General features: G+C 37.5%; 22 protein-coding genes and 1 other RNA gene. 8 read left to right on the top strand and 15 right to left on the bottom strand.

Annotated elements, in window-relative coordinates:
• Window positions 1-6: 6 nt before the first annotated feature.
• Both RT41_RS02455 and RT41_RS02450 read right to left on the bottom strand, forming a co-directional pair.
• Window positions 7-495, bottom strand: coding sequence for an HAD domain-containing protein (locus tag RT41_RS02455; protein ID WP_096817177.1), 489 nt, complete (start codon window positions 493-495; stop codon window positions 7-9).
• Window positions 496-580: 85 nt separating this feature from the next.
• A complete protein-coding gene (locus RT41_RS02450) occupies window positions 581-1156 on the bottom strand; it encodes a TetR/AcrR family transcriptional regulator (protein WP_054639228.1) in 576 nt (191 codons plus the stop codon).
• 307 nt (window positions 1157-1463) lie between these two features.
• On the opposite strand from RT41_RS02450, the gene RT41_RS02445 reads away from it, so the two are divergent.
• The 4 genes from RT41_RS02445 to ssrA all read left to right on the top strand — a co-directional run bounded on the left by RT41_RS02445 (window position 1464) and on the right by ssrA (window position 5265).
• Window positions 1464-3530: an LPXTG cell wall anchor domain-containing protein gene (locus RT41_RS02445; RefSeq protein WP_180752672.1), complete on the top strand. Its 2067-nt coding sequence runs from the start codon at window positions 1464-1466 to the stop codon at window positions 3528-3530.
• 193 nt (window positions 3531-3723) lie between these two features.
• The gene (locus tag RT41_RS02440) at window positions 3724-4353 is read left to right on the top strand and encodes a glycoside hydrolase family 73 protein (RefSeq protein ID WP_096817173.1); all 630 of its coding nucleotides are present in this window, start codon (window positions 3724-3726) and stop codon (window positions 4351-4353) included.
• Window positions 4354-4464: 111 nt separating this feature from the next.
• Complete coding sequence (locus RT41_RS02435) at window positions 4465-4800, top strand: putative DNA-binding protein (RefSeq protein WP_096817170.1); 336 nt, start codon at window positions 4465-4467, stop codon at window positions 4798-4800.
• A gap of 106 nt (window positions 4801-4906) precedes the next feature.
• Window positions 4907-5265: a transfer-messenger RNA gene (gene ssrA / locus RT41_RS02430) on the top strand.
• A 101-nt stretch (window positions 5266-5366) separates the two neighbouring features.
• On the opposite strand, the gene RT41_RS02425 is transcribed toward ssrA, so the two are convergent.
• On the bottom strand, window positions 5367-5699 hold the full coding sequence (locus tag RT41_RS02425) for a heavy metal-binding domain-containing protein (protein WP_054639230.1): 333 nt from the start codon (window positions 5697-5699) through the stop codon (window positions 5367-5369).
• Between the two features lie 334 nt (window positions 5700-6033).
• Here RT41_RS02425 and RT41_RS10425 point away from each other — a divergent pair, with 334 nt between their 5' ends.
• The 3 genes from RT41_RS10425 to RT41_RS02415 all read left to right on the top strand — a co-directional run bounded on the left by RT41_RS10425 (window position 6034) and on the right by RT41_RS02415 (window position 8617).
• Entirely contained in the window at window positions 6034-6189 is a 156-nt protein-coding gene (locus RT41_RS10425) for a hypothetical protein (RefSeq protein WP_180752671.1), read from the top strand.
• A gap of 171 nt (window positions 6190-6360) precedes the next feature.
• Window positions 6361-7068 carry a response regulator transcription factor gene (locus RT41_RS02420; RefSeq protein ID WP_054639233.1) on the top strand — a complete coding sequence of 236 codons (708 nt, stop codon included), beginning with the start codon at window positions 6361-6363 and terminating at the stop codon, window positions 7066-7068.
• Entirely contained in the window at window positions 7055-8617 is a 1563-nt protein-coding gene (locus RT41_RS02415) for a sensor histidine kinase (protein ID WP_096817168.1), read from the top strand. Before RT41_RS02420 ends, RT41_RS02415 begins: the two co-directional genes overlap by 14 nt.
• Window positions 8618-8665: 48 nt before the next feature.
• Here RT41_RS02415 and glmS read toward each other — a convergent pair whose 3' ends face one another.
• The 5 genes from glmS to RT41_RS02390 all read right to left on the bottom strand — a co-directional run bounded on the left by glmS (window position 8666) and on the right by RT41_RS02390 (window position 13123).
• A complete protein-coding gene (gene glmS, locus RT41_RS02410; RefSeq protein ID WP_054639234.1) occupies window positions 8666-10483 on the bottom strand; it encodes a glutamine--fructose-6-phosphate transaminase (isomerizing) in 1818 nt (605 codons plus the stop codon).
• 197 nt (window positions 10484-10680) lie between these two features.
• Complete coding sequence (locus RT41_RS02405) at window positions 10681-11553, bottom strand: RluA family pseudouridine synthase (protein WP_180752674.1); 873 nt, start codon at window positions 11551-11553, stop codon at window positions 10681-10683.
• Window positions 11554-11645: 92 nt separating this feature from the next.
• Window positions 11646-12116, bottom strand: coding sequence for a signal peptidase II (gene lspA, locus RT41_RS02400; RefSeq protein ID WP_096817165.1), 471 nt, complete (start codon window positions 12114-12116; stop codon window positions 11646-11648).
• Window positions 12117-12166: 50 nt separating this feature from the next.
• The gene (locus RT41_RS02395) at window positions 12167-12598 is read right to left on the bottom strand and encodes a methylated-DNA--[protein]-cysteine S-methyltransferase (protein ID WP_096817163.1); all 432 of its coding nucleotides are present in this window, start codon (window positions 12596-12598) and stop codon (window positions 12167-12169) included.
• The gene (locus RT41_RS02390; RefSeq protein ID WP_096817161.1) at window positions 12599-13123 is read right to left on the bottom strand and encodes a methylated-DNA--[protein]-cysteine S-methyltransferase; all 525 of its coding nucleotides are present in this window, start codon (window positions 13121-13123) and stop codon (window positions 12599-12601) included.
• Between the two features lie 240 nt (window positions 13124-13363).
• On the opposite strand from RT41_RS02390, the gene RT41_RS02385 reads away from it, so the two are divergent.
• On the top strand, window positions 13364-14527 hold the full coding sequence (locus RT41_RS02385) for a MalY/PatB family protein (RefSeq protein WP_054639237.1): 1164 nt from the start codon (window positions 13364-13366) through the stop codon (window positions 14525-14527).
• Between the two features lie 28 nt (window positions 14528-14555).
• Here RT41_RS02385 and RT41_RS02380 read toward each other — a convergent pair whose 3' ends face one another.
• The 7 genes from RT41_RS02380 to parC form a co-directional block, all read right to left on the bottom strand.
• On the bottom strand, window positions 14556-15401 hold the full coding sequence (locus tag RT41_RS02380; RefSeq protein WP_096817159.1) for a MurR/RpiR family transcriptional regulator: 846 nt from the start codon (window positions 15399-15401) through the stop codon (window positions 14556-14558).
• A gap of 47 nt (window positions 15402-15448) precedes the next feature.
• Window positions 15449-16348: a BadF/BadG/BcrA/BcrD ATPase family protein gene (locus tag RT41_RS02375; protein WP_096817157.1), complete on the bottom strand. Its 900-nt coding sequence runs from the start codon at window positions 16346-16348 to the stop codon at window positions 15449-15451.
• Between the two features lie 9 nt (window positions 16349-16357).
• On the bottom strand, window positions 16358-17446 hold the full coding sequence (locus RT41_RS02370) for a DUF871 domain-containing protein (RefSeq protein WP_096817155.1): 1089 nt from the start codon (window positions 17444-17446) through the stop codon (window positions 16358-16360).
• Between the two features lie 16 nt (window positions 17447-17462).
• Entirely contained in the window at window positions 17463-18608 is a 1146-nt protein-coding gene (gene anmK / locus RT41_RS02365) for an anhydro-N-acetylmuramic acid kinase AnmK (protein ID WP_096817153.1), read from the bottom strand.
• Window positions 18609-18662: 54 nt separating this feature from the next.
• Window positions 18663-19943: a PTS sugar transporter subunit IIC gene (locus RT41_RS02360; protein ID WP_054639240.1), complete on the bottom strand. Its 1281-nt coding sequence runs from the start codon at window positions 19941-19943 to the stop codon at window positions 18663-18665.
• Between the two features lie 54 nt (window positions 19944-19997).
• Window positions 19998-20897 (bottom strand): N-acetylmuramic acid 6-phosphate etherase, encoded by a 900-nt coding sequence (gene murQ, locus RT41_RS02355; protein WP_096817151.1) that lies wholly within the window; start codon window positions 20895-20897, stop codon window positions 19998-20000.
• 190 nt (window positions 20898-21087) lie between these two features.
• Complete coding sequence (gene parC / locus RT41_RS02350; protein WP_096817149.1) at window positions 21088-23565, bottom strand: DNA topoisomerase IV subunit A; 2478 nt, start codon at window positions 23563-23565, stop codon at window positions 21088-21090.
• Between the last annotated feature and the right edge of the window lie 23 nt (window positions 23566-23588).

The following is a 23588-nucleotide window of genomic DNA, read 5'->3' as shown; positions in this document are numbered from 1 at the left end:
CCTTTTTTATTGGCTTTTATTAATATGATCCACATAATTCGTAACTTTGTTCATTTCATCTTCCGAAATCCCTGTGTATGCGAAGGGTTTAATGACCAATAATCTCCCATTTTTCTGCAAGTCGGTCAGTAATGATGACTCTTCTATTAACCAAGAATTAGCGTTGTCATCAATTAATACAAAGGATTGATTTTGATGTTCAATCATAAAATGTTCGATTGCTTCTAATTTGCCCCAAAAGTAGTTTTTTGTTCTTTTCAGATCAGAAAATCCAATATAGCCTGCAGAACTAAAGCCCAAATCGTGAGCAAATTGTTCCGATTGATCTTGCCAAGAAGAACACCAATATATTTCTGCTATCTGACTTAGCTTTTGAAGCCATGCGGGCAAGTTGGCATCATACACCATTTTGCCAACTTTCAACGTATTTTCTGGCTGTTGCCCCATCGCCAGTAAGACACCATCTACATCTAATAAAACAATTACTTTTGACATTTTTCGCTCATTTTTCTTTTTAAATAACCAGCTGAAACTTAACTTCATTTTAATTAAATTATAACACTTTCTCAGCTTTATCGCCTTACTTAATTCTAAATTCTGGAAGCAGTAATTCTTCAACTGAATGTTGGAGCAAATAGAGAAAGTCATATTTAAACGTATCCGGTGGTGGTGGAAAATCCTGTGAAAGCCAAGTCGTGATGATGACTAACATACTTTTTGCCAACACGTTTTGGGCAACTTCACGTGAAAACTCACCGGACTGATATTCTATCTTGAGATAAGGTTTTATCCAATTTCTCATTCTTTCCTCAGACCTTTTTATCCAAGTCGGATCCATACAAGTCGTATAAAAGACACGTAACCATTCGCGATGCTTATATAAAACGGGCAATAGCTGTTCAGCTAAAAAAACAAAAGGATCAGAAGTTTCAATCTTATTTGCTTCTCGGTAGACTTTTCCAATGTCAAAAAGCATTGGTCGCTGCACATCTTCAAGTATTTCAGCAACGTTGCGATAGTGTTTTTGATAAATTGCCTGCCGACTAATCCCTGCTTCTAATGCGATCTCATTAATTGTAAAATTTGATTTTTCAGGATGTTTAATTGCAATTCGAAACAAGGCATTAATAATATTTTCTCTTGTGTTTTTAACCATTTTATCCCTCCTATAATATAGTTTGTCAAATTTATAATGATCTTTTTGCTTCACAAGTATTACTATATCATTTTGTAAACCACAAAAAATTTACAATATGTAAAGATAATAATATAATATTAATTTAATTTTCGCTATTTTCATATATATTCTATTATATATCTTTTTAGTAACATTTACAATTCGTAAACATTTCTATGATTGCATTATGTTTACAATCAATAATATTTACAGTAAAATTTAATTAAGGAATAGCAAATATTTAAATAATCTTATTTTTAAAGTTTTTATGGAAAGGGGTATCCAAATGAACAATCTAAAAAATCACAAGGTAAGAAGTTTTATTTATTCTGCAAACATTCTCCTACTCGTAATGGGGTCGTTTGCTACAATCCCCCCTAGCAACCATGTTCTGGCTGACACGGGTAACCAAATCAGTCAGACCAATGGAATTACTGGTTCAACCAATGGAATTGTCCGTTGGGGGCAACCTCAAAAAACAGTTCCAGGTAATGGACAACCTTATGTTCTAGCTCAGGGAATAACTGTCTATGGTGAGCACGGGAACCCCGTTTGGACATTTAAAGCCGACGACACTGCACAACCAACTACCATCATCGTGTATGCTTGTGGAGTCGGAAATAAGTATGTCACCTACACCATTAAAGTGAGCGGAGCAGGAAGTTACGTTCTTGATGCTACGTCATATGGCTCCTTTAACCAAGGACTCGCCACTGAAATCATTCCGCTACCAGTACCTGATGTTTCTGGCCAAGTTAATGTCAACTACAAAGACAAAAATGGCAATGAAATTGCGCCACTTCAGAGTCTCCCTTCAAAAACATGGAAAGTCAATGAAATTGCACCCACTTACACGACATTAAATACGACCTATTCCCCTACAACAATCACCTATCAAGGCAAGACCTACACTTTAGATCAACAACTTTTACCAGCTAACGCCAATGGTTCTTACCTCGCTGGTGAAACCGTCTTAGTTACTTATTTCTATGACCTCGTTGAAACACCTGCACCTAAAGAAGTTAGTGGCTCGCTTCTCGTTCACTATGTTGACACCAATGGAACAACCATCAAGACGGACTCTGATTTAATGACTAAGTCTTGGCTTGATAATGAAACAGCGCCAACGTATACCACTTGGAATACTGAATTGTCTCCTCAAACCATTACCTATAATGGGGAAACCTATCAACTTCTTCTCGCTAAAAAACCAACCAATGCCGACGGTTCTTATGCGGCTGGAATGACCACAGAAGTCACCTATGTTTATCAAAAAAATGAAACACCTGCACCTAAAGAAGTTAGTGGCTCGCTTCTCGTTCACTATGTTGACACCAATGGAACAACCATCAAGACGGACTCTGATTTAATGACTAAGTCTTGGCTTGATAATGAAACAGCGCCAACGTATACCACTTGGAATACTGAATTGTCTCCTCAAACCATTACCTATAATGGGGAAACCTATCAACTTCTTCTCGCTAAAAAACCAACCAATGCCGACGGTTCTTATGCGGCTGGAATGACCACAGAAGTCACCTATGTTTATCAAAAAAATGAAACACCTGCACCTAAAGAAGTTAGTGGCTCGCTTCTCGTTCACTATGTTGACACCAATGGAACAACCATCAAGACGGACTCTGATTTAATGACTAAGTCTTGGCTTGATAATGAAACAGCGCCAACGTATACCACTTGGAATACTGAATTGTCTCCTCAAACCATTACCTATAATGGAGAAACCTATCAACTTCTTCTCGCTAAAAAACCAACCAATGCCGACGGTTCTTATGCGGCTGGAATGACCACAGAAGTCACCTATGTTTATCAAAAAAATGAAACACCTGCACCTAAAGAAGTTAGTGGCTCGCTTCTCGTTCACTATGTTGACACCAATGGAACAACCATCAAGACGGACTCTGATTTAATGACTAAGTCTTGGCTTGATAATGAAACAGCGCCAACGTATACCACTTGGAATACTGAATTGTCTCCTCAAACCATTACCTATAATGGAGAAACCTATCAACTTCTTCTCGCTAAAAAGCCAACCAATGCTGACGGTTCTTATGCGGCTGGAATGACTACAGAAGTCACCTATGTTTATCAATTAGTTGAAAAGCCTACTCCACCTGTTGTTACACCACCGACTCAACCAATTCCACTAACCCATCCAACACAAATCACAAAACCTACAATGGTCTTAAGTAAGCATACAAAAGCACCGATCATGGCAAAAGTCCTCCCCCAAACGGGCGAAAGCCAGACTGATTCGATTTTGGCTATCACCGGTTCCTTTATTATGGTTGGTTTGATTTTAATACTCCTTAAAAAAGCGAGAAAAAGAGATTAAACAGCCCGGAATAAACAAAAAAGTACCCAATCACCGTAATGGGTACTTTTTCTTGTTCTCTACTTGACTATTCTAATTAACTTTTCTTAAATTAAACTGAAAAAATAAAGCGTTATCATTAAATTTCTTAGAGAAATTATCAGAAACAGGTATATTTCTCCATAGCCAATCAAAATTATGTTAAACTGTCCATATGCCAAAACAAAATCGAAAAAAACGAGTTAAAAAGACAAAATTGTCCAAAAGGCTTGCTCAATTGGTCCTCGCTTTATTGATTATTTTTTCTATTTATAAAATTTCAAGTGATCAATTGAAAGGACAGCAACGTTCTACAACTGTAACTGCTCCAACCCAACAAGAAATCGAAGCCCAATTCATAAAAAAAATGGTTCCACTTGCTCAGGCTGCTTATCATAAAAGTGGTGTTCTCCCCTCTATTGTAATTGCCCAAGCAAGCCTTGAATCCAATTTTGGACAATCTAAACTAGCCAGTCAATATCACAACCTCTTTGGAATCAAGGCTTATGGAAATGTTCCCTCGGTCAATTTAGAGACACAGGAATACGTTTCAGGTCAATGGCTAACTATCTCAGGCAAGTTTCGAACATACGCTTCTGACGTTGAATCGGTAGATGCTCACACGACATTAATGACCAAGGGAACAAGCTGGAATTCTAAACAGTATGCTTCTGTCATCGCCGCAAAAGATTACAAATCCGCTGCCAATGCCTTATACGCCTCAGGTTATGCTACCGATCCAACATATGCTCAAAAAATTATTCAAATGATTGAAAATTTCCAACTTACAAAATATGACCCCTGATCCGTTGTTTAATGGTGCCACCAAAAATGTTCAACTTTTATGATACAATAGTAAAGAACATAATATTTTGAAAATATCTAACCGATAGCATCAAAATTTGGTGAGGATCCTATGGAAATTGAAAAAACGAATCGCATGAATACTCTTTTTGAGTTTTATGCGACCTTATTAACCGATAAACAAATGAATTACATTGAACTCTATTATGCCGATGATTATAGTTTGGCCGAAATCGCTGAGCAATTCAATGTCAGTCGACAAGCCGTGTACGATAATATCAAGCGTACAGAAAAAGTTTTGGAAAGTTATGAAGAAAAATTGCATTTGTTCTCCAACTATGTTATTCGCAATCAAATATTAGATCAATTGATTGAAAAATACGAAGATGACCGAGATTTAATTGAACAGCTCCGTGAAATTCAAAAAATTGATGAAGAAGAATTTTAAAGCTACTGGCAGTGTAGCTTTTTTATCTCCTTGCAATTATTTTATTGTTTTCTTTTTAAAACAATAAAATAATTGCCTTAATATGCTATAATATATTATACGAAACGGGGGCGTTTCGGATTCGACAGGCATTGTCGCGCATGAACTGCAACTGCTGCTGACACCAGGATAATCTGTCGCAGAAATATAACTGCAAAAAATAACACAAACAATTACGCATTCGCTGCCTAAAAAACAGCCTGCGTGCCCGATTTTGATTCACTGATGGTCATTTGAAGGTCTAAACTTTTAGTCAGATACGATTTTACGTTTTCTTAGCGTAAAATAAGAGATTCATAAGAATCGTCAATCATTGCTCTTTGAGGTTGACTTTGATGGTTGATTAAATTTTAGAAAGCCCTATAGTTGTAGACGTTGATGTAGCAAGGTGTTTGGACAGGGGTTCAAGTCCCCTCGCCTCCATAGAAAAACCGCACAAAAAGTGCGGTTTTTCTAATAAATGTCTTTAGCTTTGAAAAAAATAATTGATTACACATTCATAACATATCACAAATGGTGGCTGTGAATTATATGTGTTTTTTTTCGATTTTCACAGCTGTTCCATATGCGACAACTGAATCAACGTTTTGAAATGTGGATGAATCAAAGCGCATTGCTACGATTGCGTTTGCTCCCTTTCCAATTGCTTCTTCTTTCATTCGTTCTATCGACATTTCTCTCGTTTCATGTTGAAGTTTTGTGTAGCCGTTAATTTCTCCACCTACAACCGTTTTTAATTGTTGTCCAGCACTAGAGAACATATTCCTTGAGCGTGTCGTTAGTCCGAAGACCTCACCAAAAACATCTGTAATTTGATAACCCGCTACCTCATTACTGGTTACAATGATAAAATCATTCATTTTTGTAAGCTCCTTTTCATCGTAAGTGACCGTGGGACCTAATTTTATACCCTGGACTTTTTTTGTTTGTTGTAATTTTATTATATCACATTGCTATGAAAAAAAGAAAGACAATTAAGGCAATCTTAAAGATAAAAACCACTATCACATGGTTATTTTCAAATGCAAAATTCATCGCTCAAGTTATTTGTAATCAAGAAACTGTAAGCGCCACAATAAAACACAATATACAGATAAATTGATATTTCGTATCTATTGTGTTACAATAGTATTTAGGAATTTCGTTTGGAATAGTTATAGCCCTTTCGTTAGTAAAAAGAAAGGAGAATGCAAAATGACATTCACAAATAAAAATAAAAGTTTTGAGTACAATCTCGTACTCAATACTGCAAACAACACCTTCGAAGCCTACTTGACTGATAATTTTAACATTAGTGGTTATGGGGCAACCATCGAAGAGGCTGTTCAAAATCTCGAAAAAATAGTATAAGGAGTTTTAGCTCATGTCTAGCACCCCCGCACAGTAAATGTATCTGCTTTAGAATAGTAGGTACTTTTTGTTTTGTATCCTTTAATGGACTTAATGTAAACAGATTGTAAATCAGCTTATTTCGTAAAAAAGAATTCGACGGATAGACAAGTTTTTTGATATAATTGGGCTATGAAAAGAATTTTAATTGCAGATGACGATCGATCGATCCTCACTCTTCTTTCTTATAATTTTAGGCAACATGATTTTGAGGTTACAACCGCGTCTGATGGTAAGCAAGCGCTTGATTTGGCACGAAAAAAACCATTCGATTTAATTTTATTAGACCTGATGATGCCCGAATATGACGGAATTGAGGTTACCGAAATTTTAAGAAAAAAAGGCAACTTTACTCCAATTCTAATATTAACGGCTCGCGATGATGATGAAGTCAAGCTATTAGGACTTCAAGCAGGTTCTGATGAATACCTTGATAAATCGACCCCAATGAAAGAAATCGTCGTTCGAGGAAACGCACTTATTCGACGCTCACAGATGTACAATCAAAGCAGGCCAGTACTTAAAGAAGAAACAAATTCGGCAATATCGCTTTATTCTAATTCAAGGTTAACTCTGGATTATCATCGTAAAGAAGTTAGCTTTGATGACCATCTTCTGGATTTGACCAAAAGAGAATTTGAAATCTTAGAACTCCTCATTCAAAGGAAGGATGAGGTTGTCACCAGAGAAGAATTATTAAAACATTTCTGGGGAATTTCGGATGTGGCGGAAACAAGGACCATTGATGTGCTCATTTCAAAGATAAGAAAAAAATTAGATAACGAATATATTAAAACTAAACGAGGGTTTGGGTACACTTTTACGGATGAAAAAGATTAAACGCAGAAATATCATTATTATTACGATTGTTTATATTGTTGTCAATATTGCTTTACTAATCGCGATCAATCAGCATCTCTTAGGAAATGACACCAATCGTGCTTTAGATGCTTCAAATCGTGTCCAATTATTTCTAGAAAAAAATCCTAATGCGCAATTACCATCGAATTATGAAGTTTTTAAATCCAATGTTAAAAATGATGACACATTGAAAATTGCCGAGGGGGCACCCTACTCACGGCAGTTGTCTTCTGGTTCTATTATTTTAACCTCGCCAATTTACGAAGATGGCCAAATAAAGGGCTATTTGAAGGTGACACAAGACCGGACGCAAACATTCTTCATTAATTCATTAATTATTTTCTTTGCCCTTCTCATTTATTTGACATTTGGTGTGATTACCGTTGAACGGAGTCGGCGAAACTATGTCTTCACTCAAAATATCATCGCGAAAATTAAAAATATTGAACGAAGTCCTCTTACTCAGTCCTATTTAATTGGGGACGATACGGACCGTATCTCGGTCGCGTTAAATCATCTCGGTGAAACCATTCAACGTCAACTTTTGTCACATGCTGAGAAAAAAGAAAACCTCTATGAATTCATTGAATTCTTTTCATTCCCTATTTTTGTATACAATGGTAAAGGTAGCATCCGCAAAACAAATGCGGTATTCAAAAATGATTTTTCCGATACACAAAACTTGGATATATTTAGTCCTTATGCCGAATTTTTGCGTTTCTTGGTTGATAAAATGTTGCATCCTGATATCCAGGAAAAAGTTTTTTACTTTGAACAATTATCCGCCTATTATCAGGTCAGAATTACACCTTTGCCAGAACTAGATAATCGTTTTATCGTGACCATGATGGACATTACTCGTTATCAAAAAACATTGGAAGCACATAACACTTTCATTGCCAATGTGAGTCACGAACTTAAAACTCCCCTTACTTCAATTAAAGGATTTGCAGAACTTCTTGAAAATGACAATCTTTCAAAAGAGGAACGTCAAAATTTTGCTGCAATTATTAATAAAGAAACCAACCGATTGATGAACCTCGTTCATGATACTCTGCTCTTAACCAAACAAAATCATCGTGTGGAGAAAAAGAAATTAGATGCTGCGCTTCTAATTCAAGGTATTTTAAACTTTTCGATGCCACAAATCCAAGAGCGTCAGTTGCAACTTGAAACACAAATTGAACCAGTAAAAATCAAAACGAATGAGCCGATGATTCATAGTATTTTTGAAAATCTTATTGAAAATGCCATTAAATATACTCAAGAAGGCGGCAAAATTTTTGTCAGTCTGACTTCCGTTAAAGGTCGCCTGATTTTCTCGGTTACTGATAATGGTCATGGCTTAACCGAGATTCAAAAAGAAAGAATATTCGACCGCTTCTATCGAGCAGATGAAAGCCGTTCACAGGTACCAGGAACTGGTTTAGGACTTGCTATCGTTCAGAAAAATGTAACTGATTTGGGGGGGAAAGTTGACGTTGTTTCAGTCATTGGAAAAGGAACCACTTTTACTGTTAAACTCTAAAACAAATAAAAAAGGGCAATGCCCTTTTTTTATCTATCAAATCATAACTTATTCAACGGTAACTGCTTTCGCAAGATTACGAGGTTTATCGACGTCAAGTCCACGTTGGAAGGATGTCTCATAAGCAATTAATTGCGTTGGAATGATCATCGAGATGGCCGACAAGTAAGGATGAACAGCGTTAACGATAATATCATCGTCTGCTCGACTTGCTCCATCTTCAGCAATAATTATTGCCGATGCACCACGCGCAACAGTTTCCATGACGTTTCCACGTGTATGGAGGGCCACTTTCTCATTGTTCGAAATTAAGGCGATTACCGGTGTACCTTTTTCAATCAAAGAAATTGTTCCGTGCTTCAATTCACCAGCTGCAAAACCTTCACATTGGACATAAGAAATCTCTTTGAGTTTTAGACTTGCTTCCATAGCAACAAAATAATCTTGTTTTCGGCCAATATAGAAAGCATTGCGCGTTGTCAAGAGGTTTTTTGCAACAATTTCACCAATCTTTTCTTTTTCAGACAATGTGGCCTCGATGGATTGAGCGACCAATGACAACTCAGTCACCAAGTCAAATTCAAAGGCTTTTGTATTGCCCTCAGCTTCGCCAACTGCTTTTGCCAAGAAAGCAAGCGTGGCAATTTGTCCTGTGTATGCTTTAGTAGATGCAACAGCAATCTCTGGTCCTGCACCGATCAGCAATGTATAGGTGGCTTCACGGGATAAGGTTGAGCCCGGAACATTTGTGATTGTCAGTGATGGTAAACCGAGTTCATTGACTTTGACAAGCACTTGACGACTATCTGCTGTTTCTCCAGATTGTGTAAGGAATATAAAGAAAGGATGTGCAGACAGGAGGGGCATGTCATAGCCCCATTCACTTGCTAAACCAAGTTCGACTGGTGTATTCGTCAATTCTTCAAGCATCGTCTTTGCACCAAAACCAGCATTATAAGATGTACCAGCAGCAATAATATAAATCCGATCGGCCTTTTGAACAGATTCAACAATTTCCGGTGCCACTTTCATTTTACCATTTGCATCAGCATAAGTTGAAATCAAATGGCGCATTACAGTTGGTTGTTCATCAATTTCTTTGAGCATATAGAAAGGGTATGTTCCTTTTCCAATATCGGAAAGATCAAGCTCAGCCGTGTATGAATCACGTTCAATTTTATTACCAGCATAATCTGTCACTAGGACAGAGTCATTTTTGAGAATAACCAGTTCTTGATCATGGATTTCCATGAATTCCGAAGTTTCACGAATCATGGCCATGGCATCAGAACAGACCATATTATAGCCGTCTCCCAAACCGATAAGCAGTGGTGATTTGTTTTTTGCCACGTATATTGTATCGGGCTCATTGGCATCCATCAATGCGAAAGCATATGACCCTTGGATTAAGCCCAATGCTTTTTTGAAAGCATCAAGTGTGGTCAACCCATCTTTTTCAACAAATAGAGCAATCAAATGAACCGCAATTTCGGTATCAGTTTGACCTTTGAAAATATCATCAGTCAAATATTCGTTGTGTAATTCAACGAAATTTTCGATTACGCCATTATGCACCAGAACAAATCTACCCGAAGTTGAAGCATGTGGGTGAGCATTATCTTCAGTTGGTTTACCATGAGTTGCCCATCGAGTATGACCAATTCCTGTTGTGCCAGCCACATCAATACCAATTTTCTCACGAAGTGTCTCAATGCGACCTACCGATTTAACCAATTTCGATTTTTTATTTTTTCCTGTTACAAAAATTCCTGCTGAATCATAGCCGCGATATTCAAGTTTTTCAAGTCCTTGCATTAAAATATCTGTTGCGTTTCGTGAACCAACAACACCAACAATACCACACATCTCTTTTTTCTCCTCTTATACCATAATCGGTATAGTTCATTTATCAAGTTGTATTTTGTTTACAAAAAGCATTATATAATAAGTTGTCCGCTTTGTCAACAATGAATATATATAATTGGTATAGTTAACATAAATAAATTGGTATAACTGCTCCTATATCAACCCATCAAAAAAGAACTCCTGGGAGTTCTTTTATATTAGTTATTTTTTCGTAATTCTTTAATAGCATTTTGAAAAATTGTTGGCAATTCAGCATGAAATTCTAAATGTTCCTTAGTTTTTGGATGTTCAAAACCGAGGGTTTCTGCATGTAGAAATTGACCTTTGTTTGGTGTGAGTGTGTTTTTTGGTCCGTACAGTGGATCCCCGGCAACTGGATGACCAATATAAGCCAAATGCACGCGAATTTGATGCGTTCGACCTGTTTCTAATTCAAGCGCAAGTAGGGTGTAGCGGTCAAATCGTTCAAGAACTTCAAAATGTGTGATGGCAGGTCGTCCGTCTGCAACCACTGCTTGTTTTTTGCGATCTTTTGGACTACGACCAATTGGCGCCTCAATTGTTCCCCGATCACTTGGAATCACGCCATGCACGAGGGCAATATAACGGCGCTTGTTGGTCTTTGCTTTTAATTGAGCAGCTAAGCTTTCGTGAGCTTGATCATTTTTAGCAACCATCAGCAAACCAGAAGTATCTTTATCAATGCGATGAACGATACCAGGACGAATGGTGCCGTTAATCCCTGACAAATCTTTAATGTGATACATCAATGCGTTAACCATCGTGCCAGAAGCATGTCCTGCCGCAGGATGAACAACCATTCCTTGTGGTTTATTGACCACAGCCACATCAGCATCTTGATAAACAATTTCAAGTGGGATATTTTCTGCTTGGAGGTCTAAAACTTCTGCTTCAGGAACTTCAAACTCGATAAGGTCCCCAGTTTTTGCTTTATATTTCGCTTTTTTAATTTGGCCATTTACTGTGACTTTATCCGTACGAATTAATTCTGTCAGCAATGTCCTAGAAAGGTCTGTTTGTGTCGCTAAAGCTTTATCAAGCCTTTGCATATTGTTTTCTTCGTTAATAATGATTTGCAAATCTATTTCCTTTATTTAATTCTATTTCGGCGAGAAATCAAAACCTGTCAGTACTGACAGGATTATTTTTGCGCTTTTGACCCTTTTTCACTTTCATCTGTTAGGATGGCGATAAACAAAATGACAAAACCAACTGATAATAGGGCATCGGCGATATTAAAAATTGGAAAATTCATAAATTCTGTTTGGAACATATCCACTACATAACCTTGTCTTATTCGGTCAATAAAATTCCCTAGTGCACCAGAGATAATAAGTGTCAGCCCCCAATAATACCAGTTTTTATCGGCATATTTCCATAAAAAATATGCTGCAACAATCAAAACAAGGGGTGTTAACAGCATGAAAAACCACTGTTGACCAGAAAATGATGACCAAGCAGCACCGTCATTTTTCAGATAGGTCAAGCTAAGCACATTGGGAATGAATGTCTTCACTTGTCCGAGTGAAAAATTCGCTACAATCCAATTCTTAAAAAGTTGATCCAGAGTGATTCCGACGAGAATCAAAAGACCCGAAATTAATTTTTTCATAAGTTTAATTATAGCACACTTTGAGCTTTTAAAGCTAGTCTTTTCCTAGCTTATGGCTGGTCTGCGAATAAAGTGAGCGTCGATCCAAAATGTTCTTGCTCATAAGACAAAATTTCCATTTTTATATCTTGTCGGTTATCTTGCCCCATAAACCCGCCAAGGCTTCCATCCTTGCGCGTCACACGATGACAAGGGAGGATAATTGGTAACGGATTACGTGCCAGAGCTTGTCCAACCGCTTGTTGTGATTTTGGCGATCCCACTCGTTGTGCCATTTCTTGATAGGTAATGGTCTGCCCACGCGGAATTTTCCGCAACTCAAGCCAGACTTGGCGCTGAAAACGTGTCCCTTTAGTCAGTAAGTACTCTTCTTCTTTCAATGCATTGAGTTGATCATAAGTCATTTTTTCATGTGTATCATCAAAAAAAACTTCGATAATTCGACCTGCCTCATTTCGTTCAACGGAAAGTTTAATGTCCATTTAATCTCCTTTGTTTGCTTGTGGATCGTCTGCTTCATGCTCCAAAAGCCATTTTTTTCGCCACAAACCTCCAGCATAATCGGCTAAACTTCCATCCGCATGCAACAATCTGTGGCATGGCACAATGATCGCAAAATGATTTCGACCATTCGCAGCACCGATGGCACGTGCAGCATGAGCATTACCCATTTTGTAGGCAATTTGTTGATAAGTCGAAGTTTGACCATACTTAATTTGGCAGACTTGATTCCAAACCGCTTTTTGAAATTCTGTACCAATGAATCCAATTGGCAGAGTGAAAGTCTTCAATTGACCTAAAAAATAGGCGTTCACTTCTTTTTCTACTTGATCCTGTAATGGTATTTTTTCTTCCACTGCGGAAATTTCAACCCCAAGGCGACCAATTATTTTTTCCAAATGTTTTCGGTCCACAAATTCTAACAAATAAAGTCTTTCCCGATCTGATAGCATAAGCATCTCACCTAATTTGGTTGAAAAGTAATGCTTAAAAACAATTTTTTTCATTCCTTATTATAGCAAATATCTGTCTCTAACAAGTGAAAAATCAACACTTTTTCTTGTCAAATATGAAATTTGTACTCACACACACCTTTCATGCTTAAGTCTATCTCTTTCAAGCTTTCTGTATTCTATTATCAGAATACAATGTTTTTACATTCCATTTGAGCTTTCATCATCAAAAAAAAAACAAAAGCTGCTTGAATAAGAAAGTGAATCGTTTATAATAGTAAAAAAGGAGACGAAATGACCGAATTTGATTTTATGACTAGAATTGACCGTTCCAAAACGAATGCCATCAAAACGAAAGCTCAAGAAGACGAGCAAGATTTGATACCTTTATGGATTGCCGACATGGATTTTGTTGCTTTTCCTGAATTACAAGAGACTGCTCATTCCTATGCGGATCAGCAAATATACGGCTACACTTATGCCGCACATACTTTATTTGATGCCATACAATACTGGGAGGAAAAGCAACATCACTATACATTTGATAAAGAAGCCATCATTCTTGTCGAAGGTGTTGTGCCAGCAATTGGTCTAGCCATACAGTCATTCACACAAAAAAATGACGGCATACTAATCAATTCCCCCGCTTATCCTCCTTTTGCCAGGACGATAGAACTTAATGAACGAAAACTCTTTCGCTCCCCACTCATTGAAAAAGAGGGCCTCTATTTCTTTGATTTTGTAGAAATGGAAGACCTGTTTAAAAGTGGTCAAATTAAACTTTACATTTTATGTAGCCCGCACAACCCTGGTGGACGCGTCTGGACAAAAGATGAATTATTCAAAATTGGAAAACTCTGTCAAAAGTACCATGTGCTTTTAATCGCTGATGAAATTCACCAAGATTTAATTTGGGACGGCACTGAACAGCACTCTTTCAATACGCTCTCCCCTGAATTTAAGAATTTTGCCATTATCATTTCTTCTGCCACAAAAACATTTAATTTAGCAGGAACAAAATGCGCGTTTGCTATCATCGAAAATCTTGACCTAAGAAAAAAATATTTGCATCAACGTTTGGTAAATAATCAGCATGAAATCAACAGTCTAGGATTAATGATGACTGAAACTGCCTTCCGTTATGGGACACCCTGGTTGAGTGCCTTGAAAGCGCAAATTCAAATCAACTTATCCTACCTTATGGCTGAACTGACCCATAAAACAGCCATTAAAATAATGAAGCCTCAAGGAACCTATTTAGTTTGGCTAGATTTCTCCTCCTATGGCCTAACTGATACTCAACTTCATCAGATATTAATTAAGGATGCAAAGGTTATGCTCAATAAAGGAAGCTCATTTGGCGTGGAAGGAGAGCTGCATGCACGACTCAATCTCGCATCGCCTTATGAAACCATTAAAACTGGTGTCGACCGTCTGGTAAACACGTTTGGAAAATAAAAAGGATCAGATTATTTCTGATTCTTTTTTATTCTTCTAGGTTTTTTATAATGTCTCGAGTCGCTTGTATCCCAGCAATGCTTTCATTGTAATTGTTTGAAAGATAGCTATAAAATAAAATATCAACAACGTATAATTGTGCCATCAGTGACATTGTTGCAGCCGTTCTCATGACAAAAGTATCACCAGAAGTTGAATTCAAGACAATTTCACTTGCCATTGCAAGAGGAGACTTATCCTTACTCGTCAAAGCGATAACTGGAATATCAAATTTTTCTGCAATTGTTGCGAGTGTAATTAATTCTTTCGTTTTTCCTGAATTTGAAATAGCTATAAAAACAGCATTCCGTTTGAAGGCAACTAAAGAGGATGAAAACTGATGTAAATCTTGTGAAAAAAAGACATTTTTTCCGATTCTGGTAAATTTTTGAAAAATATCCTGTGCGACTAAACTCGATGCACCAACACCATAAACAAAGATCATCGATGCGTGATCAAGCATGGCAGCAGCTTTTTCAACACTTTCATCATTTAAAACATCGTTTGTCTGCTCAATCATGTTGCTCATTCTCGTACGTATTTTACTTTTGATTGAGGCCACTTCTTCATTTTGTTGAACTTCTTCAAAATCATCTGGGTGATCCATGCTGGCCAAAGAGGCTGATAATTTCTGTTTTAATTGAGCAAAACCATCAAGTCCAATCGCTCGACTAAAACGAACCAAGGCAGCCGGACTGGTCTGTGTTCGTTTAGACATTTCCTGCACACTTAATGTGAGGACTTCATCGCCTTTATCCAAAATGTAGTTTGCTATTTTTTTTTCAACTGGACTAAATGATGGATATTGTTGTCTGATGATTAAAAATGTATTCATTTGGCCTCCCTTCTGTCTTTCGTCTTCATTATTATATCACAATTATTTTAGCTTTTTTGTAACTCTTTTAAGGCTAAATAGTATCCCCCTTTGGTTGGCGCAACATCATCATTTATGATATTAAAACATTTCTCCGTTTGATTTAAAGCTAAACAAAAGTTTTCTTTTACCGTAGGAACATTTAATAAAATACTTCCCATTACTGCTATCGGAAATTCTGATTCAACATTTCCTTTTTTTAAGGCGAGCTTAGTCATTTCTGCCAACATATTTCCTGCATCACAAAGGATTTTATGGGCTTCTGTGTTCCCATCATTTTCTAATTTTACAACCGCAATGGCAAAAGATGCAATTTCTTTTTTAGTTGAAGAATAGATCAATTTTTTCAGATCTTCTATTTGATTTAATCGGTAAAAATCGAGTAAGGCTTGTAAAAAAGGCTGATCATCTGCTCCTATTTCATTCTCAAGAATTGCGACTTTCATTCCCTTTATTGCAATCCAATATCCTGAACCTTCGTCCCCAAGCAAATGTCCCCAGCCACCAGTTAATATCTCATGCTGATCTTTTTTCAATAAGCTCACGGATCCTGTACCCGCGATGGTCAAAAGACCATCATTACCTTTAAAAAAAGCTGCGTGAGCGAGTTGAGCATCATTAATCACGAGTTTGAGACACGTTAATTTTTCAAATTCACTTAAAACTCTCTCTTTCATATTGCCCGTTGTCACACCCGCAATTCCCAAAACTAAAGCTAAACAATTTTTGAGATTCTGATTTTCAAGAAGCTCGTCAACTGCCATTTTAATATTTTGAACTGCTTTTTCAAAATTAATTAACACATTGCCAAATCCTGTCGTTACTACTTTTACTGATTTTCCTTTTAAATCATATAAAGTAGCCGTCGTTTTTGTTCCTCCGGCATCGACTGAAATGATATATTCCATAATTTTCTATTATTCCTTTATTTTGAACTGGAAGTTTTGCCAAGGCTTCAGATAATCAATCAAGAAGAGCATGTCTTCGCTGACATGTCCGACAACATTTGTCTTTCCTGAGTTCTCCATATCCATCAAGGCAATTTGTAACTCCCCTTTATATTGCCCATATCGTTCATTTTCAATTAAAATGTCACCCCGTTGAATCTCACTAACATTCGTTGGTGGGAATTCTTCCATTTTATATTTTACTCTGGATTGAGTCGAGCGGATAAAATAGTCAGAAACGTCTCCACGATAAAAATGTGGCTCTTCTAATACGATTTTTCGTTCGATTGAACTTATTGTATCATACAATTCCACTTCAAATGTTGGCATTGAAGCATTAACTTGTGATAATCGTGATAACTCTTTTTCAGAAGCATATGCATTTCCAATAATGACAACATCGATTAATTGAGTCATAAATAAATGTTGGGCCTGTACTTGAATTGGAAGTTTCCGATGCATCTCAAGTGTTGGGAGCCCCTCCATGATTGGCCAAGGACCAAAAGTCGCATCTTGAGAATTGACAAATGCTGCTGTTCTTAAACCATGTGCTTTGAACTTCTTTGAACATTCAATGAAAAAGGGATAAGAAAGCGCAGCGTACCGGTGTGGGTAGAAATTATGACAACCTGTTAGGTGCGATAAATCAGGCTGATATGAAAGTAAATTATCCAAATATTTAGTTGCTGAACTCATATTAATTTCAATTTTTAAGCCAAAGGGATTATAAGTCATCAATGCTTCTTCTTGACCTGTGAATCCTTGATCTAATCGAATGGCATCAGCCCCCATATTATTGAAGAAAGACAAATCATGATATGAAATCTCTAATGAATCAAAAACCCGAGGTGAAACATCTAAGGTAACCTCAAAATTTAATGACTTTGCGTAGGAGATAATCGTTTTAAATTCCTGAAGTATTCCTTCTTTATCTCCATTTACTGAAAGTAAACAGGTAAAGATTTTAGTAAATCCATACTGATGTGCCAATTTGATATAAGCCATATCTTTTTCAATCGTTGAATGTTCTGGGTAGATTGAAATTCCTAATTCTCTCATCTTTTTCCTCTTTCTTTTATGATGCTGATGTAATTTGTCCTAGAATGACTGGTTTTAAAGCACCCGTCACTCCAGGTAGATTTGATGGTAAATGATGAAGCGTGACGTGTGCTAGTATAGCGAATGCAATCGCCTCTTTTGCTTCCGACGAGTAGCCTAATTCTTCTTGAGTCATCACCTCAATGTCTGTACCTAATTCATTTTGTATCATTTTTATGAGTGCTTTATTATATGCTCCGCCTCCTCCAATGATGATTTGATCAATATCAGATTTTGGCAAAATGAATCCTTTATATGCTTCTACTATTGATTGAGCAGTGAACATAGTCACTGTTCTAATAAAATCGGCCTTGGGTATGCTCGAAAATTTCTTCAGAAGTCCGTCAACATATGGTGCTCCAAATTCTTCTCGTCCCGTAGTTTTTGGCGGATTTTTTAATAAAAAGGGGTGCGACATGCATTCTTTCAACATGTCTTGATTAATTTTTCCACTTGCTGCAATTTTTCCGTCCTCGTCAAATTGTAAACCAAAGAGTTTTTGACAGGCATAATCAATAATCATATTTCCAGGCCCGGTATCAAATGCTTGAATCTCGTTTGGTTGACCATTTTTGGGGAGATAAGTTAGATTGCCAATCCCACCAATATTTTGAAAAACCCGATTCTTATTTTGATCCCGATAAAGTAACCATTCCGAATAAGGGACTAATGGGGCCCCTTGTCCGCCTGCAGCCACGTCCATTACTCGGAAATTGGAAACGACTTTTATTCCCGTTCGAAACGCGACTACAGATGGTTCGCCTATTTGAAGTGTTGAAGAAACAAGATTGGCTTCTTGTTTTGGTTGATGCCAAATTGTTTGCCCGTGGGAGCCAATAAAATCAACTGAACCAATGGGCATCTTTCCTTTTTGACAAACCTCAATTACCGCATCCGCAAATTTCATCCCCAATTTAAAATTCAAACTACAAATTTTTTGTACATTTGACTTTTCAAGAGCAATGCAATCTCTTATTTCATCTTTCAGTCCTTCATCATAGGCCAAACAAATAAAATCGATTAATTCTACTTGTAATGTCTCTCCTTCACCTTTTATTTCAACAAGAGCAGCATCAACACCATCAAGTGATGTTCCTGACATTAATCCTACTGCAATACTCATATTAGTTCCCTCCAAAAGAAAGACAGTACTGAATTTCAGCACCGTCTTATCAAATTATGCATCTTCTTCAGTAACATCTTCTCCAGCTTCTTGCTGTACCAATTTTTGGTCCCACATCTTAACAAATGGTATATAGATCACTGTAGCAATTGCCAAGTTGACTAATACTAATATGATTGCACGCCAGTCTCCACCTGTTGATAAAAATGCTCCAATTGGTGCTGGCATCGTCCATGGAACTGTGACATAAGTCTTGCCTACCCATCCAAGAGACGTCGCACCATATGCCATAAGTCCACCAATCATAGGGTTAATGATGAATGGAATAATTAACAAGGGATTCAAAACTACAGGAGCACCAAACATAACAGGTTCATTAATATTGAAAAGTCCCGGGATAAAACCTAATTTTGCAATGGATTTCGCAAATTTTGATTTGGCAACAATGAATATTGCAATAAGCAATCCGAGTGTAACTCCTGAGCCACCAATATAAACGAACCATTGATAAAAAGTTTCAGGAGCGATATTTGGCATTGGTTTACCGTCAGCTACTGCAGCAGCATTTTCTTGTACATATACTTGCCAAATTGGAGTTGCAATTGCTCCAACAACCGCCGCACCGTGAACACCAAAAGCCCAAAGAAATCCATTTAAGAAAATTGGAATCATTATTCCCCAAGGTGTATTTCCTGCTTTAATGATTGGAGCAAATAAATGCATCATTAAGGCATTCAAATCGATTTTAAAGACAACTGTAATGAGTGCCATTACTCCGATGACAATTACAACTGGAATCAATGCTTCAAAAGGTCGAGAAACAAATGGTGGTGCTGCTTCTGGCATTTTAATTGTAAAATTCTTTTCTTTACAAAAGCGTAATACTTCAACGGCGAAGAAACTCGTAATAATCCCCATGAATAATCCTTGACCACCAAGATTAGCCATTGGTAAAATTTGTCCCAATTTAGGATCAGCAATCGGAGTAATCGTCATCAAGAAAGCAGCAACAGAAAGTTGCCCCGCAGCAAGCGCATCTATTTTATAGGATTTAGCCAGATTATACCCAATACCAAAGGTCATATAAATGGTCATGATATACATGGTCAAACGGTACGGAATCATAATTTGAGTGATGTTTGCAGCTGCCCATTTGGCAATTCCCCAAGTTGCTGGAACTGGTGGCATCGCAATAATCAAGAAGATCGAACCGACAATAATAAATGGTAATGCAGAAACAACACCATTTCGAATTGCCTGTAAGTGACGTTGTTGAGATAGTTTTGCCATTGGACCTTGCAAGTACTTCTCTAGGAAATGAATAATCGCGTTCATATGCGCTCCTTTAATAATTTATTAGATTTAATTAAATAGACTAAGCTCATTCCATTATTGCTTAGTAATAGCTGGGCGTATAAATCCTCTCGTTTGATTCAGAAGTTCTTCTGCCTCCGCTTTGGTCTTTTCAGTAAGTATCATCACAATTGCAACTTTAACATTTTCATTGGCTGCATAGAAATTTTGTGTCGCAACATCATAATTACAATCAGTCGCTTGCATAATAATATGCTTACTGCGTTCAATTAATTTCTCATTTGTAGGTTTTAAGTCAACCATGAGGTTTTTATAAACTTTCCCAATCCCAACCATTGACAAGGTCGAAATCATGTTTAGAACCATTTTTTGAGCCGTCCCGGCTTTCAATCTCGTTGAGCCTGTCAGAAATTCAGGACCCGATTCAACTTCAATCGCTACTTTTGCGGAATGACTTAGTTGCGCCCCCTTATTACATGACAAACTTATCGTGTGAGCACCAATTTGATTAGCGTAATCTAATGCCCCTATAACATAAGGTGTACGACCGCTTGCTGCAATACCTAAGACAGTATCGTTCGCTTTCAAATTTATTTTCTGCAAATCAATTTTCCCTAGTTCAACACTATCTTCAGCCCCCTCTATCGCATTAATGATTGCATTTGATCCACCAGCAATAAGCCCAACCACTTGATCAGAATCTATTCCAAATGTTGGAACACACTCTGCGGCATCCAGAATACCCAAGCGACCACTCGTCCCAGCCCCAACATAAATTAAACGGCCTCCCCCCTTTAAGGAATGAATTACAAGTTCAATCGCCTTTTCAATTGTAGGAATCTCATTTTTCACGGCCAGTGCGACCTTTTGGTCCTCGAGATTCATGGCCTGAATGCTTTCAAGAAGACTCATTTGATCAAGGTGTTTGGAGTTTTGATTGTTTTTTTCGGTCATCAGATTATCTATGTTAACCATCTCTCCTCCTTCTTAAATATTATTTCTTATTTATGATTTTATTTTATCACATTAAGAAATATTATTTCATTAAATTTAAATGACAATTTGATGTATTTATGTTTCAGAATTATAGAATTAGCTCCTAATACGTGAAATAATATTTCTTGAAACGAAATAAAAAACTCTCTTTTAAAAGAAAGTTTTTTATTTAATCTGTAGTTGAGCATGAAAGAACCCGATCTATTTCATCGTCAATTGGGTGTCCATTGCTTGTTTTGTCGGATAAATTCAGACTCATCAAGTCCAATTCAATCGTTTTGTTTTTATCACTAATGACTGATAAAATTTGTGTGATTTTCTCTTGGTCAATGTTTAAAATATCACTCAACAAATTGACTTCTTCACTTGCTGCCGACAAGTCTGTTCTTGTTTGATAAACACGTCCAGCTGCAAAGACAGTGTGGTTATTATTTTTGAGCGGGCGTAAGACTAAGGTCCCCCGACTTGCACGGTCAGCTAATGGAACAGCTTCGGTTTTTACACGTTTGATGAAGCCACGTTGCGTTAAGAGGTACCAACTGTTTGAGTTAGTGAAAAAGGCCGACTTAAGCTTATCTCCTTCTTTAAGCGTCATGGCTTTGAACCCTGCGGATTTTGGACTGGCAAGCGCAATTTCATCCAAATTTAAACGCAAAGCATATCCGTTTTCGCTGATGAGCATGACTTCGTTAAATGAAACAGGCTTAATAAAAATGACCTCATCATCATCCATTTTAAGCTTGACATACGGCATAGATTTTGTCCGATAAGTTCGCCACGGACTAAAGCTTGTCAGTTCAATTTGTTTAATTTGACCTCTTTTTGTGACGACGAGGAAATTTTGATCCTTAAATTCCTCAATCACTTCCACGTCAATGATTTCTTCATCCGCCTTAAAATTATTCAATGACTGAGAAAGATGTTCCCCTAAATCCTTCCATCGTGTGTCCGTTAGTTCATGGATGGGGCGATATATGACATTTCCTAAATTGGTAAAAATCAATAAATGCGCTGTCGTTTTGGCCGATCCATAAAAAAGTAGTGCATCATCATCACGTTTGCCAATTTCATCCACTTGTGAGGACGCAAAAGAACGTGGCGATGTTCGCTTGATATAACCAGCTTTGGTCACGGAAACGACTGTATCTTCTTCGAGAATTAATTCGTGAGCCTCGATTTCGATGGTTTCAACTTCTGCTTGAAGTTCAGTTTTTCTTGGTTTACCAAATTTTTTCTTGACCTCACGCAATTCACGTTTCATCAAATTATAAAGCGTTTTTTCGTCATTAATAACGGCATTTAATTCAAGAATCTGCTCGTTTAGTGTGTCCCGCTCATTTTCCAAAGTAACAATATCAGTGTTGGTCAAGCGGTAGAGTTGCAAAGTCACGATGGCTTCAGCTTGTTCTTCTGTAAAGTCAAAACTTACTTTGATATTTTCTTTGGCATCTGACTTGTTTTCCGATGCACGGATTGTTGCAACAACATCATCCAAAAGAGAGACCATCCGAATCAGTCCGAGCACAATGTGTAGCCGTTTTTCAGCTTTGGTCAAGTCAAATTTGGAGCGTTTCACAATGACTTCTTCACGGTGTCTGACATAGGCAGTTAATATCGGTAATACCCCGACTTGGCGCGGTGTCATATTATCTATGGCGACCATATTAAAATTATAATTGACTTGTAAATCCGTATTTTTGAAAAGGTAGTTTAAAACCAATTTGCTGTCTGCTTCTTTTTTAAGGTCAATGGCTATCCGCAAGCCTTCTCGATCGGACTCGTCACGAACTTCTGATATTCCTGGCACTTTTGCATTTAGTCGAACATCGTCAATTTTCTTTACGAGGTTCGCCTTATTAATTTCGTAAGGAATTTCGGTGACCACTAATTGTTCGCGACCTCCTTTAAGAGTTTCTATAGTGACGCGAGAACGAACAACAATCCGTCCTTTTCCCGTTTCGTAGGCTTTACGAATTTCGTCTTTCCCTTGAATGATTGCACCAGTCGGAAAATCTGGTCCTGGCAAATATTGCATCAATTTCTCCAAAGATGCATTTTCATGATCAATCAGATAAATGGTCGCATCAATGACTTCAGCTAAATTATGCGTGGGGATATCCGTGGCATATCCAGCTGAAATCCCCGTTGAACCATTAACCAATAGGTTGGGGAAACTTGCCGGCAATACAGTTGGTTCTTTTTCGGTATCGTCAAAATTCCATGCTGTAGTGACGGTCTCTTTTTCAATATCTGCTAAGAGATAGCCAGCAATCTCTGCCAATCGAGCTTCTGTATAACGCATGGCGGCGGGACTATCGCCATCCATTGACCCATTATTCCCATGCATTTCGATTAAAGGTTCACTCATTTTCCAATCTTGACTCAGTCGAATCATGGCCTCATAGATCGAAGAATCACCATGGGGATGAAAATTCCCCATGACGTTTCCCACCGACTTAGCCGACTTGCGATAAGCCTTATCAAATGTATTCCCATCCTTGTTCATCGAATAAAGTATCCGCCGTTGAACAGGTTTTAAGCCATCACGAATATCAGGAAGGGCCCGCTCTTGAATGATGTATTTACTATATCGTCCAAAACGGTCCCCCATAATATCCTCTAATGGAAGTTTTTGTATATTTGACATCTTAAACTTTCTCTCATTAACTT

It is taken from the genome of Lactococcus fujiensis JCM 16395, from assembly GCF_002441655.1.
Taxonomy (GTDB): domain Bacteria; phylum Bacillota; class Bacilli; order Lactobacillales; family Streptococcaceae; genus Lactococcus; species Lactococcus fujiensis.
The sequence above is the reverse complement of the archived record's forward strand: the minus strand, read 5'-3'. Positions and strand labels throughout refer to the sequence as shown.